Origin of the sequence: Sulfurimonas sediminis, assembly GCF_014905115.1 — a bacterium.
Lineage (GTDB): Bacteria > Campylobacterota > Campylobacteria > Campylobacterales > Sulfurimonadaceae > Sulfurimonas > Sulfurimonas sediminis.
The window spans coordinates 247,035-263,848 of record NZ_CP041235.1 but is presented as its reverse complement, the minus strand read 5'-3'; the positions used below and the strand labels follow the sequence as shown (position 1 = coordinate 263,848).

The following is a 16,814-nucleotide window of genomic DNA, read 5'->3' as shown; positions in this document are numbered from 1 at the left end:
AGTGCATTATTTTTTCGGATTTTCATATTGGAAACATCAGTTTACAGAACCTTTTTTTCCGGAGCTTAACAAAAAAGAGATCTGTTTTATCAACCCTTTTTTGAAAAAAAACTATTTTAAGCTTGCCATGAAAAAAGGTTTGAATGAAAAAGCAACTGTCTATATCTGGGGGAAAAAATCTTTTCCTCTGGTTGAAGAGTATGCAAAAGAGCATAAACTCAAACTTTACAGAGTAGAAGACGGTTTCATCCGTTCTGTCGGGCTTGGGTCCGATCTGACTCAGCCCTACTCTCTTGTTGTTGATTCAAAGGGGATATATTTTGATCCAACAAACAGAAGTGATTTGGAGCATATTTTACAAACATATACTTTCGATACAGCTCTTTTGCAAAGAGCCAAAAATGTTCAAAACTTCCTTTTGCAAGAGAAGCTCTCCAAGTATAATCTCTATGAAAACATCAAGCTCAATGTTCCCAAAGATCAAAAGATAGTCCTGGTACCCGGGCAGGTAGAAGATGATGCCTCCATACGATATGGTGCCAATGGTATGACAAACCTCATGCTCCTACGCCTGGCACGCCAAAATGCCAAAGATGCCTACATCATTTACAAGCCGCATCCGGATGTGCTTGTGGGTAACAGAGTTGGGCATATAGAAGAAAAAACAGCTCTTGAATTTGCGGATGAAGTTGTCACAGAAGTTGGGCTTGAGAGTGTTTTGGAGGTTGCTGACGAGATTCACACTATGACCTCTCTTGTCGGTTTTGAAGCACTGATGCGGGGTAAAAAAGTTTTTACCTACGGCATGCCTTTTTATGCAGGATGGGGACTCACCAAAGATACGGCAAAGATAAAATACAGAAACAGAAAACTCTCTGTGCTCGAACTTATTGCAGCCACACTCATTATTTACCCAAGGTATCTTGACCCGAACAAAAAAGAGCTGTGTCAAATAGAAAATGTGCTGTATTTATTGAAAAACGAAAAAGAGCTTTACCAAAATGCCCCCTGTAAAAAACTGCAAAACAAAATTCGCAACTACATCAGTAGAAAATTACAACTTATTTTGCGTATAATTGCAATGAAAGGTTAATATGAACGATATTGGTACAATTAAGCACAAAAACATACTTTTTTTACAGGGTCCAATGGGTAACTTTTTTAAGAAAGTGGATGATTTGTTTGCAAAACAAGGCGCAACAACCTATAAAATGGGTTTTAATATGGGTGACAGTTTTTTTTCAAACCATACAAATTATATTCCATACAGAGACAAACCGGAAAATTTTTCCCAATTTATAAAAAACTTTTTGATTAAGCAAAGAATTGACAAAATCTTTCTTTTTGGTGACTGTAGATTTTATCAAAGAACGGCTATAAAAACTGCCATAGAGTTGAATGTAGATATTTTTGTCTTTGAAGAAGGCTATATTCGCCCAAACTATATTACAATGGAACGCTATGGGGTCAATGACTTTAGTAAAATAAGCAGAGAAAGAGCATTTTACGAGAAGCTTGATTTGGAGGAAGTACCTGAAGCTCAAAATGTACATTATTCTCAGTTTCAGATGGTTTCAAGCGCTGTTTTATACTATCTTGTTTCTAATATCTTTCAAAAAAGATACCCTCACTATATTCATCACAGAGATTTTTCTGCGATGAAAGAGGCTTTTTTCGGTGTACGCAGTTTTATAAGAAAGCTTATATATCCTTTATTTGAACATCAATATAAAAAGATTGTTGCTACAGAACTTTCAAAAAAATACTTTTTTGTCCCCTTGCAGACACACAATGATTTTCAAGTTTTAGAGCACTCCGAGTACAAATCTGTTGAGAAGTTTATCATAGAGATACTTGAGTCTTTTGCGCATGCCAGGACATCTGCATGGCTTGTTTTTAAGCATCATCCTGTTGACAGAGGACGAAAAAACTATACAAAATTTATCAAAGAGCAAGCAAAACTTTTAAACATTGAAAAAAGAGTTTTAGTGCTTTATGACACCCATCTGCCGACACTTTTGAAAAATGCCATCGGAACCGTCACCATAAACAGTACCGTCGGACTCTCATCACTTTATCACAACACACCGACCATCACACTTGGCAATGCTATTTATGACATAGAGGGGCTTACATGTAAAGGTATGCGTTTGGATGATTTTTGGCACAAGCAGGACTCCCCCGATACGGAACTACTGCAGAAATACAAAAAATTTTTGATTGAAAACACACAACTCAACGGCAGTTTTTACGGAAAACTTCCAAAAGAGTTTCAAGTGTTAAAACCACAATAATCTTTCAAGTCGCAAAGCCCGCACTGAAGTACGGGTAACTTGTTTATACCTAAAATCGCAGTACGACAGCTGCACCGACTGCAATTTGATAGACTATCTGTGTAATGTCTTTTACAACCTGGAGATATTTTGTATCTACTTTGCTTAAAACCAGGATAGAGTCGCCTGGTTTTACATGGTAGCTTTTGCCAAAAAATGTATTGTCATCATAGGTAATGACTTTTCCGTTTTTTTGTATGATGAGTATCTGGTCAGTATTGGCTCTGAAGTTAAAACCGCCACAGGCATTGATGTAGTCTTCAAATGTCATATTTTCCACATATGTCTGTGCACCGGGGAGCATAACCTCTCCCTGCACTATAACCATACGGTTCTTTTTCGGTATGAAGATTGTATCGCCTTCTTCCAGGTATATTTGAGACAGGTTGCTGTCTTTGTTAATGATAACCTGCCCCTTAAATTCTACTTTTCGTGCTCTGTCTATAAAGTTTATCACAAGTTGAGATTCCTGTTTTCGTATCATAGCCTCTTCAGTTGTCAAAGAACCTGCCGTGAGTGTTTTTGCCGCCAAATCATCAAGCTGTGCATTGAGCAGATTTTTCTGCTTTTGTGCTATGCTTTTTCTATACAGTTGAAAAGAGTTTGGATCTGACAGGTCTGTAATCTTGATTTTTTCAAACACCTCCTGAAGTGTTGTCCCCTTTTTTACAACAAGATTATGAATATTTGAGTGTTCTCCGCTGATTTCAACTTTGATATCTTTTGAGTTATGATCAGGAATAAAATTCACACTCTCACCACTGTAGATTTTCATATCCAAATTATCTTTTATCGCATATATATTTATACTCTGTTCGTTGTCCTGATTGTATTTTGTTACCGTAAAGTTAGTCAGAGTAGGATTTGGCAAAACTACTTTGAGTATATCTCTCAGAGTCACCGAATTACTCAACATTTCAAACCTGTACGGTCGTTTCACATCTCCGGTGATCTCTATGTAGTTTTTTATCGTCTCAACAACTATAACATCTCCCATATGAAACTGAAACAATTTCAAAGAACCGCTCAGTAAAAAAGTGTACAGATCAACATGATATATCTCTTTGTTTTGTCGCAAGACTTTTATGTTTCTGTAGCTTCCGCTTTTTGCATCGATACCTCTGGCCTTGTCTATAAACTGAATGACAGAGTCAGAAGAGAGCCCTTCATATAGACCAGGCTTGTTTACAGCACCCGTCACAAAGATGCTCACAGGCTGGTAGGATTCCAGATCCGCATAAACATAAACACTTTTTTTAAAAACCTTTTTGACAGCATTTTGCAGTGTTTGGCTCAAGCGGTCGTTGCGTATGCCGACAACTTTGACAGTCCCAACTTTGGGAATAAAAATATTTCCCTGCGAATCAACCGTCACTTTTGTTTCAAAATCAAACGAACCCCACAATTTCAGATTGATAGTATCGCCTATGCTGATAAGATAGTCAGGGTTATATCTATACTGCCTGTTTTTGGAAAAACTACCGTTAAAAAGGTTGTATCCGAAAACACGCGTTGAGGCATCCACAAAAGAGCTGTTCATATCTTTTGCCATTTCCTCACTGTTGAGATTTGAAAACTCTACTCCAAAAAGAGCAGTGCTGAGCATAAAAGCCAAAAGTATTGTTTTTATCATTTTTATTCCTTGTGATCTTTGATTATAGCAAGTAACATTGCAAATATACCATACAGCAACAGCATCGCTATCACTATAGTGACAAAGACTCTCGGTTTATCCGGGTAGGTATACCCGTCAGGAAGATTCGGTTTACTGATGATACTCAGTGTTTTTGCTTTTTTGAGAATATCCAGTTTCGTCGTTTCCAACTGAAGAAGAGTATTTTTATAAACTTCTGTGTTAAATTCAAGTTGCATTTTCAGCCTGTCATACTCAAACAGTATTTTATTGAGTCTGTTTTTGCTCTTGCCGGTTAAACCTTTTTTTATGTTTTCAAGAGAATTTTTGATCTCTTTTATTTCACTTTTCAGTCTTAAAAGTTCATAATTGTCACTGTTGAGATAAGTGCTTTTTGTCTGATACTCTATCTTTTTCTGAGAAAGGGTTGCCTCAAGATTTGCTATGAGTGCGGTTGAAGAGGTGGCCTGTGTTTCGGGGTCCAGCAACAGGTGTTCATTTTGATATCTTTGGAGAGCAGCAGCAGATTCCAGCATTTTCTCTTTGCTCTTTTTGTATTCAAGTTCTATGAAAGAGAGTTGTTTTTTTGCTTTTTTACGGTTAAATTCATTGATCTCATGTTCTACCTTGTTGATCATATATTGCAAAATCTTTTGTGTGGTTTTTGCATCCGTATATGCATAGGCAATATGTAAAATACCAGAGGTCTCGTCATAATGCACTTTGAGACGTTTTTGGTAAAACTTCAAAGCCTCTTCCATCGTTGCGTCAGCTCCCAGTCGTTCTATAAAGTCTATCTTGTCACTTTTATAGTGCTTTATCAGTCCAAACTCTTTATCTAAAATCAAAAACATATCAAGTGATTCCAGAAACTCTTTCACTACCATAGAGTCCTGCAGCTGGGAGGAAGAGCCAACTCCCAAAAGTTGCAGACCAAGACTTGATGCAGGCGAAGCAGAGCTCAGATCACGGACGATGAGAGCACTCTGCGACTCATACAGTTCTGCTTTTATCAGCAAAAAGTATATACTCAGCATTACAAAGGCTGCAAGAAAAACAATTTTACTGTTTATACGACGGAAAGTTTTTTTCATTGATACTCACTTAAATAATAAAATTTCACATTTAATGTTTTTGAAAAGCCGTTTTCATGTTGCATTACTTCTGCAACATGCATTTTACCGATATTTTTCTTAGGGAATCTCTCCATATAAAAAAATGCGGCCTCAAGAGCATTCTCAAAGATAACGCCGTCTGAAGAGATGAGAGTCTCCATGGCAACAACATTTTCCCAGTTTTGAAAAGGCAGTTTGTTCTGCCCGTCTCTCCAAAATACTTTTTTCAGATAGACATTCGAACCATTGTTCTCGTTGAGTGCCTGAATAATGCTCATAGGGCGTATTTTGTAAAAACTCGCAGCATCATTGATGTTGTCAAAACATTTCCCGTCACTGCAGTATATGGCAGATGATGCCACACCGTTTTTTTTGGTTTTGGCAATGTTTATATTATGGTAGGCATTTATGGCATCGTCTATCTCTTCATAGTAAAATATTTTTCCATCATCGATCAATATTCCCGCATCACAAATCTTTCTTAAATCTGCCATAGAGTGACTGACAAGAAGTACATTTGATCGCTCGATTTTTTTCATCAGCGCATCTTTGGCTTTTTTCTTAAAGTTTTCATCCCCAACGGAGAGTGTTTCATCTATAATCAGATAATCAAAATCAAAAGCCAAACTCAAACCAAAACTCAGTCGGGACTTCATCCCGCTTGAGTAAAGTTTTATAGGCATGTCAAAGTAGTCTCCTATTTCGGCGAACTCCCGTACATGTTCTATAACTTCTTGAAGTTCCTCTTCTCTTTTTCCGTATATTCGGCAGACAAACTTTACATTTTGCCGCCCTGTCATAGAGCCTTGAAAGCCACCCGCCAGGCCCATAGGCCAGGAGAAGCTGTTTGGGGAAGTAATGGTACCGACAGTGGGAAAGTCAATGCCGCCAAGCATACGAAGCAGTGTAGACTTCCCTGCTCCGTTTCTTCCGACTATTCCAAGGTTGACGCCGGAGGGAATCGTAAGTGTCACATTTTTTAAAATATACTTTTTCTGACCATCTGTTTTAAAATATTTGGTTACATTTTTGAGTTCTATCATAATAGCTTTAAAGTGCTTCCTCTATATATTTTATAAATTGTTTTATATCATCTAACTTATTTAAAACCTCTTCGCATATGATTACATAATCAATTTTTTCATAATCATGAGCTAAAAAGTTCCTAAATGATGCAATTTTTGCAAATTGATAAGCAAATTCACGTGGTATAATATTATTTTCTCCTAAAATATCAATAGCTTCATAATAACTTTGAGGAGAACTTAAAGATTTGTATTTTATCATCATTTCTGCCAATGCAATTGAACCATCGCTTATTAAATACAAATAATGGAGTATAGCACCTTCATACATTGGATCTGCAAGAAATCTTTTTTTACAATCTATTTTATATTCATCCAGTAACTTTAAATAATAATGCAATCTTGCTATTTTTTTATCTATTTTATGCTGCATCAATATAAGCTCTAAAAGATTTATAATCTAGTAATTCATGTTGTTTTTTCAATTCAAAATCTATTCGTAGTCCATTATCTTTTAAAACAATACCATCCTTCAAAATACTTTCAAGCAGAAAAAGATTTCTTGTATGATTTAAAATAACTAAATCTACATCTTTCTTTAATAGTTTAGATAATTCGTAATTAACCTGCAACTCTTTATCTAAACTATAGCTATTAAGATAAATGGCTATATCTATATCGCTCCCTTGTGTTTGCCGGTTTTTTGCATAAGAACCAAACAAATAAGCAAATAAGATATCATCCATCGCTACCAATTTATTCATAATTATTGTATGCAAAGTCATTGGGAAATCCTTTTTATCATTATTATATCTTAATCATGTAGAAATAATCTTCTTTTCGGCTTTAGCGTAAAAGAAGAGCCCCAGGAAAAGCGGAATCACTGTCCACCACATCATATAGGTATAGTCAACATAGTCTGTATTTAAAACCCTGAAATAATTTCCGTGTATCATCTCTATAAAATGGACGACAGGATTGTATAAAATGAGCTCCTGTGCGAGAGGAGGCAGGGAATCGACCGTATAAAACATACCCGAAAGTAGAAAAAGCGGCATGGAAATAAAGCTGATGATTTTGCCGAATGTCTCATAAAAAGTGTTTATGACGGCAAAGAGCAGACCCAAAGCAAAGCCAAAGATGCCAAGCCAGAGGATTGCCACAATGACCATGTTGAAATTTTTTACACTTAAATCCATTCCAAAGTAGAGTCCAAAAGAGATAAAAAGTATGATCGTAGCGCACATCACCAAAAACTCAACAAAAAAACGGGAAAATATCGTATCGACAGGTTTTACCTGTCTGTATACAAAGAGTGCTCTGTTTCCTTCAAAAGCGGTCATAGAGGTGGTCATAAGTGCAGAAAAGAAATTATAGGTTAAAATACCTGTTGCCAAAAATACAGGCAAGTCTATTCCCTGCATGTTTGTCCCTGTAGCAAGACGCATCGCAGAAAACATAATGACTTTGACCATGGGGTCTATAACTGCCCACAGATAGCCAAGCTTTTTGGTGCCAAATCTTGTTTGAATTTCTCTGAGAAAAAGTGCAGCGATAACAGAGGTAAAAACAGTGAAAGAGGTTCTTTTAATCATGACATGGATTATAGCACAAAAGAATTAATTTGGTTGCAACACTCCTCAGAATTGGCACTGCCTTTGTAAACTCTCATGACACACAGCCCGCACTGAAGTACGGGTTCCAAAAAAGATGCTTAACTTAGATGGCATCGTCGGAACCCGTACTTCAGTGCGGGCTGTGTGTCTTAAAAACCTAATACCCGGGCAAAAACCCATATTCCGAAAAAAACTGATAATTTTCTATGATATAATTCCATCTTTTTTAATTAAAAAAATTCCTTAACTTAAACAAGAAGTATAAATGATCATAAAAAAGATAGCATTGATAATGTGGAATGAACGGGGGGAAAATCCCTTTCGTATAGTGGTAAAATCTTATGCCCGTTATAGAAAACATGGGTGGAGTGGTATGCTTTTGCGTTTAGAGAAAGAACTTCAAAGAGTGAACCTCTCTGCAGTAAATCACAGCAATCAAACAAGCGATTATGCAAAATGGATAGCACGAAACGAAAACGACATTTTGCAAACATCCCCTCTGCAAAAGAGGCCGCTTGTCTCTATAGTTACACCAACATACAACACACCAAAGCGTTATCTGCAGGAGATGCTGGAGTCTGTTTTGGCACAGACATATACAAACTGGGAACTTTGCATCGCTGATGATGCTTCAACAAAAAGTGAAACCTTGGAAGTGCTCCAGGAATATGAGAACAAATACGCAAACATACAGGTAGTTTACCGCAAAACAAACGGCCATATATCTGAAGCTTCAAACTCGGCACTGTCCCTGGCCTCCGGAGAGTATGTAGCATTTTTGGACCATGACGACACTCTGGCACCGAATGCTCTTTATGAAATGGTCAAAAAACTCAACGAAAACCCAAAACTCAAACTCATCTACTCTGATGAAGACAAAATAGATGAAAAGTCAAACAGATTTAACCCCCACTTTAAGTCCGGATGGAATCCCGATATGTTTTTTTCCCAGAACTACATCTGCCATTTGGTCTTTTTACAAAAAGAGGTAGTAGATACCATAGGCGGTTTTCGCAAAGGCTATGAAGGGAGCCAGGATTATGACCTGCTTTTAAGATCTTTACATGTAATAAAGTATGATGAGATAGACCGAGTGGAGAAGATTTTGTACCACTGGAGAGCCATAGAAGGTTCGACTGCTTACGGAAGCGGAGAAAAAGCGTATGCCCATCAAGCAGGTTTAAAGGCACTGCAGGATTATTTTCATACCAAAGACAAAGAGATAACTGTTGAAGACGGAAAGTTGCCAAATACATACAAAGTGAACTACCCTGTAAAGAACAGGCCTCTGGTGAGCATTCTCATCCCGACACGAGACGGCTATGATATACTGCGCAAATGCGTAGAGAGCATCATAGACAAAACAACATACCCAAACTATGAAATAATAATCCTCAATAACGAGACTACATGTAAGCAAACCTTGTCATACCTGAAAAAGATACAAATGTATCAAAATGTAACAGTACTTGCATATCACAAAGCATTTAATTATTCGGAAATTAACAACTATGGTGTTTTTAAGTCTCGCGGAGATATAATTGCATTTGTTAATAATGACATAGAAGTTGTGACAGAACATTGGCTTGATGAAATGGTATCGCATGCATGCAGAAAAGAGATAGGTGCCGTGGGTGCCAAACTCTACTATGATGAAGGCACTGTTCAGCATGGGGGAGTTGTCCTTGGCATAGGCGGAGTTGCCGGTCACGCACATAAACATTTTGAGCACAATGCCTATGGCTACTTTTCGAGACTTCAGATAGTTCAGAACTACTCAGCAGCAACTGCTGCATGTCTTGTAGTAAGAAAGGAGTTGTTTGTTGAAGTGGGTGGTTTGAATGCAGAGAAACTGACGGTTGCTTTTAATGATGTGGATTTTTGCCTCAAACTGCAAAAAAAAGGGTATAGAAACCTCTGGACACCTTATGCCCAACTGAATCATTATGAGTCTAAAAGTCGTGGGTCTGAAGATACAGACGAAAAAAAGAGAAGATTTGAACAGGAAGTTTTATATATGAAAAAAAAGTGGAATAAAACATTGATGAACGACAGATACTACAACAAAAACTTAACAAAAAAGCATGAAAATTTTGGAATCAACATCTAATGAAATAGTAAAAAAGTTTTTTTTGATTATCAAAGATCAGTTTAGGAACATATATGAAAAAGAGCAGTAAGCACAAGAAGATATTTCTCGAAAAGGAAACAAATAATTTGCAAGAAGAATTAACAGCCGTAAAAGAAGCCAACCGGAAACTGCAAGAGAAAAAAGAGGCAGAGACGACAGCACTCAATAATGAAATCGACAGCCTTGTAGAAGATTTGATAGCCCTAAAAGAAAAGAATGTCCTTCTTGAAACTCTTATGGCAGAAAAAGAGACAGCCAACCAGAGCCTGCAGGAGACAACAGCACTCCAAAACAGACAACTCGAAGAACTCCAAAACGCTCTGCAGAGACTCCAGGCAGAAAAAGAGGAGAAAGAGGCAACCGTCACCGCACTCAACAATGAGATAAACACCATAGTGGAAGATCTGGCAACAACAAAAGAACAAAACGGTATGCTGGGCACACTCCTCCAAGACAAAGAAGAGACACTTCAGACACTCCAAGAGACCAACCAGAGCCTGCAGGAGACAACAGCACTCCAAAACAGACAACTCGAAGAACTCCAAAACGCTCTGCAGAGACTTCAGGCAGAAAAAGAGGAGAAAGAGGCAACCGTCACCGCACTCAACAATGAGATAAACACCATAGTGGAAGATCTGGCAAGCATAAAAGAGAGTAAATGCTGGATATACACAAAACCCATAAGAGATTTACAAAAAGTTATAGGAAAGAAAAACAATGGCTAATGCACAGGAGCTAGAAGAGTACAAAAAGACCATAGAAGAGAGTGGTCTTTTTGACAGTAAGTATTATGTACGAGAATATAAAGATGTCAGACAAGCAAAAGAACTGCCTCTTGAACATTTTGTGAAATTTGGTCTTGATGAAGATAGAAAGCCCAATGCCGGGTTTGATCCTGTTTGGTACAGGGAACATTACACAGATGTAAAAGAAGCAGGTTTGTATCCTTTTATACATTATGTAATATATGGACTCAAAGAATTTCGCTTCGCAAATGAAAACGAAAAAAAAGAGTATGAAAACCTCAAAGAAGATGGTTTTGATGTTGAATTTTATAAAAATAATTATGATGATATAAAAATATTCGGAGAAAAATTTGATTTTCTACTTCACTATATTAGGAATGGGCAGCATGAAGGTCGAGAAATTAAAAAAGTAAAATTTGAAAATCTTTTCGACATAAATTATTATATAAAAAACACCCCTGATGTAAAAACTACAAATCTAACTCCTATAGAACATTATAAAATGCGGGGCTACAAAGAAGGAAGAAACCCAAATCCGTTTTTTGACACGAATTGGTATAAAAGCCAATATCCAGAGGTTGAGAATGAAAACCCATTAGTTCATTACATCACAAAGGGCTGGAAAGAAGGCAATAATCCTTCATATAAGTTTGATGTAAATAAATATCTAGAAAACTACCCAGAAGTAAAAAAAGACAATATCGAACCACTAAAACATTTTTTAACGGAGGGGAAAGATAAAGGATATGTAAGTTTTAGAGTCGATTATCAAAACCAAGATTGTCAAACTATTTTAGACAGTGGGCTGTTTATGTTTGACTGGGTAGAGACCATATATCAAGATCTCATCCAGCAAGATTCTTTACTGCATTATTGTATATTTGGCCATAAAGAAGGAAGAAACCCAAATCCGTTTTTTGACACGAATTGGTATAAAAGCCAATATCCAGAGGTTGAGAATGAAAACCCATTAGTTCATTACATCACAAAGGGCTGGAAAGAAGGCAATAATCCTTCATATAAGTTTGATGTAAATAAATATCTAGAAAACTACCCAGAAGTAAAAAAAGACAATATCGAACCACTAAAACATTTTTTAACGGAGGGGAAAGATAAAGGATATGTAAGTTTTAGAGTCGATTATCAAAACCAAGATTGTCAAACTATTTTAGACAGTGGCTGTTTTATGTTTGACTGGGTAGAGACCATATATCAAGATCTCATCCAGCAAGATTCTTTACTGCATTATTGTATATTTGGCCATAAAGAAGGAAGAAACCCAAATCCGTTTTTTGACACGAATTGGTATAAAAGCCAATATCCAGAGGTTGAGAATGAAAACCCATTAGTTCATTACATCACAAAGGGCTGGAAAGAAGGCAATAATCCTTCATATAAGTTTGATGTAAATAAATATCTAGAAAACTACCCAGAAGTAAAAAAAGACAATATCGAACCACTAAAACATTTTTTAACGGAGGGGAAAGATAAAGGCTACAAGGTTTATCCCGTTAATTCAGATACTATTTTGTCAATAAATTCTAAGAGTTCTTTTAGCAAAAAACTATTCCCAGATTTGGGAATACTATTTGACTATAATATTAAAAAATTAGCACCTTTGTCCATGAAGTTTAATAAAAAATGTTTAAATATTCATTTTGTTATACCTGACTTTGGTATTGGTGGTGGTGGGCATATGAATATTTTTCGTATGATTCGTCTCTTAGAAATGTTCGGACATAATTTAACTATATGGATATTTGATCCATCTATTCACAAAGATGAAAAGACTGCATATGAAGACATCATCAAATATTATAGCACTATCAAAGCAAATGTAAAGTTTATTTATAAAGACTTTCAAAAAACGGCTAAAGGTGATGTAATTTTTGCATCATCCTGGAATACGGTTTGGCCCGTTCAAAGTGCTAAATATTTCAAAAGAAGATTTTATTTTATTCAAGATTATGAAACTTTATTTAATGCAAAAGGTTCGAGAAGTGAATTGGCGGAATATACATATACTCAAGATTTAGACTGCATATGTGCAAGTACATGGCTTCAATCACTTATGGAAAAAAAGTTTAATCGTTGGGCTAGATCTTTTAATTTAGCAGCAGATAAAGATATTTACAATCCTAGGTTAAGAGAAGCTAATAAAATTCCAAGAATTGTTCTTTACTCAAGAATTTTTACAGAACGTAGAGGTGTTGAACTTGCATTGATTGCGTTAGAACTATTAGCAAAAGAAGGGGTTAAGTTTCATGTGGATATGTTCGGAGCAGATTTTCACAATATAGATTCGGCTCCTTTTTCGTGTAGTGTCTTTTACAAAAGAACTCCAGAAGAATTAGCAGATTTATATAATAAATCTGACATTGGGTTAGTATTTTCTCTTACAAATTACTCCTTAGTTCCACAGGAAATGATGGCATGTGATTTAGCAATTGTAGAGTTTGATACAGAAAGTACAAGAGCAATTTACCCTGATAATATAGTGACCTTTTCTGGGCCAAGCCCAATAGACATTAAAGAAAAAATAAAATATTTATTGTTAAATCCTAACGCAAGAAAAAAACAAGTAATGAATGCTAAAAAATGGCTTAAACAATTCTCTTGGATAAAGTCTGCTAGAGAAATTGAAAAGGCTATTTTAGATAGACTAGCAGAACATAACTTTGAGGCTATTGAAACTTATAAAAAAGAAAAAATAAAAGCAAGTATAATAATTCCAACATATAATGGAGGTGAGTTATTTAAAACTGTTTTAGTGGCTTTGCAAAACCAGATTACCCCTTGGAAATATGAAATAATTGTTTTAGACAGTGAATCGACAGATGGAACAGCGGAATATTTAAAATCTATTGATAATATAATCTATAAAACCATTAAAAAAGAAGATTTTAATCATGGTGCTACGAGAAATTATGGTGTAGAGATTTCACAAGGAGAATATATTGCATTTATTACACAAGATGCTATTCCAACACATAATCATTGGCTTTATAATTTTGTAACAATGCTAGAACATTATCCAAATGCAGCTGGAGCATTTGGAAAGCATATTGCTCATGATGATGCATCAACATTTACTAAAAGAGAATTAAGAGAACATTTCAATAATTTTTTGAACTTTCCTTTATCTGTTTCACTTAAAAGTAAAATACCTGATGGATATGATGAAAAAAGTTGGATGGGTATCCTACATTTTTACAGTGATAACAACTCTTGTTTTCGAAAAAGCATTTGGAAAAAGATACCTTATCGTAATGTACAATATGGCGAAGACCAACTGTGGGCAGATGATATTATAAAAAAGGGTTATGAAAAACTCTATGTACCTACTGCAGTAGTAAAACATTCGCATGAATATGCTCCAAAAACCACCTATGAAAGAGCAAAAACTGATGCAGATTTTTTTAAATACTATTGGGGGTATCAATTAATAGATTCAGATAAAAAAGATCATATCGTAAAAGAATTAATAAAAAATGATATTATATTTGCTTTAGAAAATGCACTTCCAAAAAAAGAAATAAATGACAGAATAGCATCTATTAAAGCGAAATTTCAAGGTTATCTAGATGGCTATAATAAAGATGTATCAATGTTTTCAAAAGAAAGCAAAGAGAAAAGTAAATTTTAAAATACGAAAAGGATGAAAAAGGATGAAAAAATTATTTATTCATATTGGGACCGGAAAAACAGGAACAACTGCATTACAAAATTTTTTAAATAACAACAATAAACTTTTGCAGAAAAAATATGGTATTACTTATGCTCAAACATGTATTCAAGATAATGCTCATCATCAATTATGCACTAATTTTAATAAAAAAGAGATTGATATTACTAAAATTGTTCCTAAGAGATTAGAAAAATTAATACAAGAAGCAAAAGATTCAGAGTCTGATATATTTATAATAAGTTCTGAATATTTTCCTGGCGTTACAGAAGAAGAAATTAAAAATATTTATATCAAGACTTTAAACAAATATTTTGAAATACACATTATAGTATATTTACGGAGACAAGATGAATATTTAGAGTCTTGGTTTGCACAGCTCATAAAAACTGAACGATATTCAGCAAATATATATAATACTATGAGTTCTTTAGAACATGCTGGCCTTTTTGACTATTATAATATGATTAAAAAATGGAATAACTATATTGATAAAAAGAACATACATGTAAAAATATATGAAAAAAATCAGTTTTATAAAGGCAATATTTTTAATGATTTTATGAGTATCTTTAATGCTGAAGATATTAGTGAATTTAGTATATTAAAAAGTGATCCTAACCCAAGTTTAACTCGAGATCAAGCCTTATTGATTAAAGCATTCTACAATGCTGGATTAGAACATCTTATGGATGATGTCATTAAAAAACCTTTTTCCTTCAAGTTATCTCATTCAAATAAATTTCTTTCTCCAGAAGAAAGGACAAAGCTAGTTTTAAAATTCAATAAATCCAATGAAAAAGTTGCAAAAGAATACCTAGATAGACAGAATGGACAGCTATTTATCAATGAATTACCTATAAATTCAAATGAAAATTGGGAAGAGATAAAACAGCCATCAAGTGAATATTTAATTCGGGCACTAACTCATTTATTAGCAAAACAAAAAATTTATTTTAATCAAGAAATTAGTTTTTTGAAACAAGAAATTAAGAATATAAAAGAGCACTTATGATAATAGGTAATGGTCAATTGGCACAGGCTTTTAAAGAGTTGGATAAAAGGGATGATGTCATCATTTTTGCAAGTGGCGTAGCAAACTCAAACTGTACTGATAAAAGTGAATTTGAAAAAGAAAAAGATCTCTTAATAAAAACACTTATAAACAACAAAAAGAAAAAGTTTGTCTACTTTAGCAGTTGTGCTTTGTCCGCCAAAGAGTATCAATTAAATGACTATTATATCCACAAACAAAATATGGAAAAAATTATAAAGGAACATTCTGCCTCTTACTACATATTTAGAATTCCACAACTTTTTGCAGATATTAAAAGGCACTCTACACTCATTAATTATCTTTTTTATGCCATCAAAGAAGAAAAGGAGATAAAAATATACAAAGATGCTTTTCGATATGTGATAGCTCTAGATGACGTGCATACAATAGTAATACAGCTTATAGAACATCATAAAGGAGGTACTACTCTTGATATTGCCAATAGTTACAGATACTCTATTGCTGAAATTGTTGAGATTATTGAACAACTGACAAACAAAAAAGCAAACTCTACACTGATTAATAAAAAAGATGCTTATACGTTGGATTTAATTGATCTTTACAATACAATTTCTCAGTATAATATTGATGGCATAAAATTTGGTAAATCATATCTGTATGATAAACTTTTATCAAAATTATCTCTTTAAGTTTACCGGCAATCACGCTCTGATGATTTATGAAAGTGACTCGGTATATACCTTTATACCAAAAAATGCCTGTTCTACCATGCGGCTTTCGCTGGCCATAGTCAACGGATGTATACAGGAGATAAAAGATTATAACTGGATTCATAAGAACAACAACACATTTGTAGCAGATTTGGGAGAGCTTATAAAAGCAAAATACACTTTTGTTATTTTAAGAGACCCTTTTAGAAGAGTTGCAAGTGTATATATGGATAAAATTGTAGACAGAACTACCGAAGCGTGGAGTCTGTATGACAAACTTGAGAGAAAAATTGAGCTTAAAGAGATGAGCTTTAAAAAATTTGTAGAGCTGATCTCCAGACCGGGTGTATTTAGAAGCAACATTCACTGGCGCCCGCAGATAGATTTTTTGATGTACCAGACATATGATGACTATTTCTGTCTGGAAGATTTTGCAAAAGCTGTTCCGGTCATTGAAGAGAAAGCAAATATTAAAATTTATGACGCCCGCAATCTGACAAAACACGGTCTGGACCAGTATGAAACCGTAAATGACAAAAACTTCTCCACTGCTCTGCCTTTGGAACTGCTGAACTTAAAAGATGAGGGGTATGCCCCTTCTTATGAAAGCCTGTACGATGAAGAACTGGTTGATTTGGTAAGCAAAATGTATAAAGACGATCTGTTGCTGTATACAGAAAAATTTGGAAAAGAGAACCTACTCTTTTAATACAATGCCATTAAGTTAAGCATTTATTTGGAGCCGGCACTGAAGTACCGGTTCCGAAAAAGCATTAATTTTCTTAACTTAATGGCAGAGACT

At 35.0% G+C, this 16,814-nt stretch carries 14 protein-coding genes; 8 read left to right on the top strand and 6 right to left on the bottom strand.

Annotation, left to right across the window (positions count from 1 at the left end; genetic code table 11):
- Position 1 precedes the first annotated feature (1 nt).
- Together FJR45_RS01455 and FJR45_RS01450 are read left to right on the top strand one after the other, a co-directional pair.
- Positions 2-1,093 (top strand): capsular polysaccharide export protein, LipB/KpsS family, encoded by a 1,092-nt coding sequence (locus FJR45_RS01455; RefSeq protein WP_193151038.1) that lies wholly within the window; start codon positions 2-4, stop codon positions 1,091-1,093.
- 1 nt (position 1,094) lies between these two features.
- A complete protein-coding gene (locus tag FJR45_RS01450; protein ID WP_193151037.1) occupies positions 1,095-2,294 on the top strand; it encodes a capsule polysaccharide biogenesis protein in 1,200 nt (399 codons plus the stop codon).
- Positions 2,295-2,343: 49 nt separating this feature from the next.
- Here the strand turns inward: FJR45_RS01450 and FJR45_RS01445 are convergent, their stop codons facing one another.
- From FJR45_RS01445 to FJR45_RS01420, 6 genes are read right to left on the bottom strand one after another with little or no spacing between them, the layout of a single operon-like run.
- The gene (locus FJR45_RS01445; RefSeq protein ID WP_193151036.1) at positions 2,344-3,966 is read right to left on the bottom strand and encodes a polysaccharide biosynthesis/export family protein; all 1,623 of its coding nucleotides are present in this window, start codon (positions 3,964-3,966) and stop codon (positions 2,344-2,346) included.
- Positions 3,967-3,968: 2 nt separating this feature from the next.
- Complete coding sequence (locus tag FJR45_RS01440) at positions 3,969-5,060, bottom strand: KpsE/RkpR family capsule polysaccharide export protein (RefSeq protein ID WP_193151035.1); 1,092 nt, start codon at positions 5,058-5,060, stop codon at positions 3,969-3,971.
- On the bottom strand, positions 5,057-6,124 hold the full coding sequence (locus FJR45_RS01435; RefSeq protein ID WP_193151034.1) for an ABC transporter ATP-binding protein: 1,068 nt from the start codon (positions 6,122-6,124) through the stop codon (positions 5,057-5,059). The genes FJR45_RS01440 and FJR45_RS01435 overlap by 4 nt, the downstream gene beginning before the upstream one ends.
- A gap of 7 nt (positions 6,125-6,131) precedes the next feature.
- Entirely contained in the window at positions 6,132-6,539 is a 408-nt protein-coding gene (hepT, locus tag FJR45_RS01430; protein WP_193151033.1) for a type VII toxin-antitoxin system HepT family RNase toxin, read from the bottom strand.
- Complete coding sequence (gene mntA / locus FJR45_RS01425) at positions 6,529-6,891, bottom strand: type VII toxin-antitoxin system MntA family adenylyltransferase antitoxin (RefSeq protein ID WP_193151032.1); 363 nt, start codon at positions 6,889-6,891, stop codon at positions 6,529-6,531. The genes hepT and mntA overlap by 11 nt, the downstream gene beginning before the upstream one ends.
- A gap of 33 nt (positions 6,892-6,924) precedes the next feature.
- Positions 6,925-7,701: an ABC transporter permease gene (locus FJR45_RS01420; protein ID WP_193151031.1), complete on the bottom strand. Its 777-nt coding sequence runs from the start codon at positions 7,699-7,701 to the stop codon at positions 6,925-6,927.
- Between the two features lie 286 nt (positions 7,702-7,987).
- Here FJR45_RS01420 and FJR45_RS01415 point away from each other — a divergent pair, with 286 nt between their 5' ends.
- Genes FJR45_RS01415 through FJR45_RS01390 form a run of 6 tightly spaced genes read left to right on the top strand, consistent with a single transcriptional unit; the run spans position 7,988 to position 16,721 of the window.
- Positions 7,988-9,832: a glycosyltransferase family 2 protein gene (locus tag FJR45_RS01415; protein WP_193151030.1), complete on the top strand. Its 1,845-nt coding sequence runs from the start codon at positions 7,988-7,990 to the stop codon at positions 9,830-9,832.
- 53 nt (positions 9,833-9,885) lie between these two features.
- Entirely contained in the window at positions 9,886-10,578 is a 693-nt protein-coding gene (locus FJR45_RS01410) for a hypothetical protein (protein ID WP_193151029.1), read from the top strand.
- Positions 10,571-14,245, top strand: coding sequence for a rhamnosyltransferase WsaF family glycosyltransferase (locus tag FJR45_RS01405; protein ID WP_193151028.1), 3,675 nt, complete (start codon positions 10,571-10,573; stop codon positions 14,243-14,245). The genes FJR45_RS01410 and FJR45_RS01405 overlap by 8 nt, the downstream gene beginning before the upstream one ends.
- Positions 14,246-14,267: 22 nt before the next feature.
- The gene (locus FJR45_RS01400) at positions 14,268-15,299 is read left to right on the top strand and encodes a hypothetical protein (protein WP_193151027.1); all 1,032 of its coding nucleotides are present in this window, start codon (positions 14,268-14,270) and stop codon (positions 15,297-15,299) included.
- Positions 15,296-15,991, top strand: coding sequence for an NAD-dependent epimerase/dehydratase family protein (locus FJR45_RS01395; RefSeq protein ID WP_193151026.1), 696 nt, complete (start codon positions 15,296-15,298; stop codon positions 15,989-15,991). The genes FJR45_RS01400 and FJR45_RS01395 overlap by 4 nt, the downstream gene beginning before the upstream one ends.
- Entirely contained in the window at positions 15,960-16,721 is a 762-nt protein-coding gene (locus FJR45_RS01390; RefSeq protein ID WP_193151025.1) for a sulfotransferase family 2 domain-containing protein, read from the top strand. The genes FJR45_RS01395 and FJR45_RS01390 overlap by 32 nt, the downstream gene beginning before the upstream one ends.
- Positions 16,722-16,814: the final 93 nt, after the last annotated feature.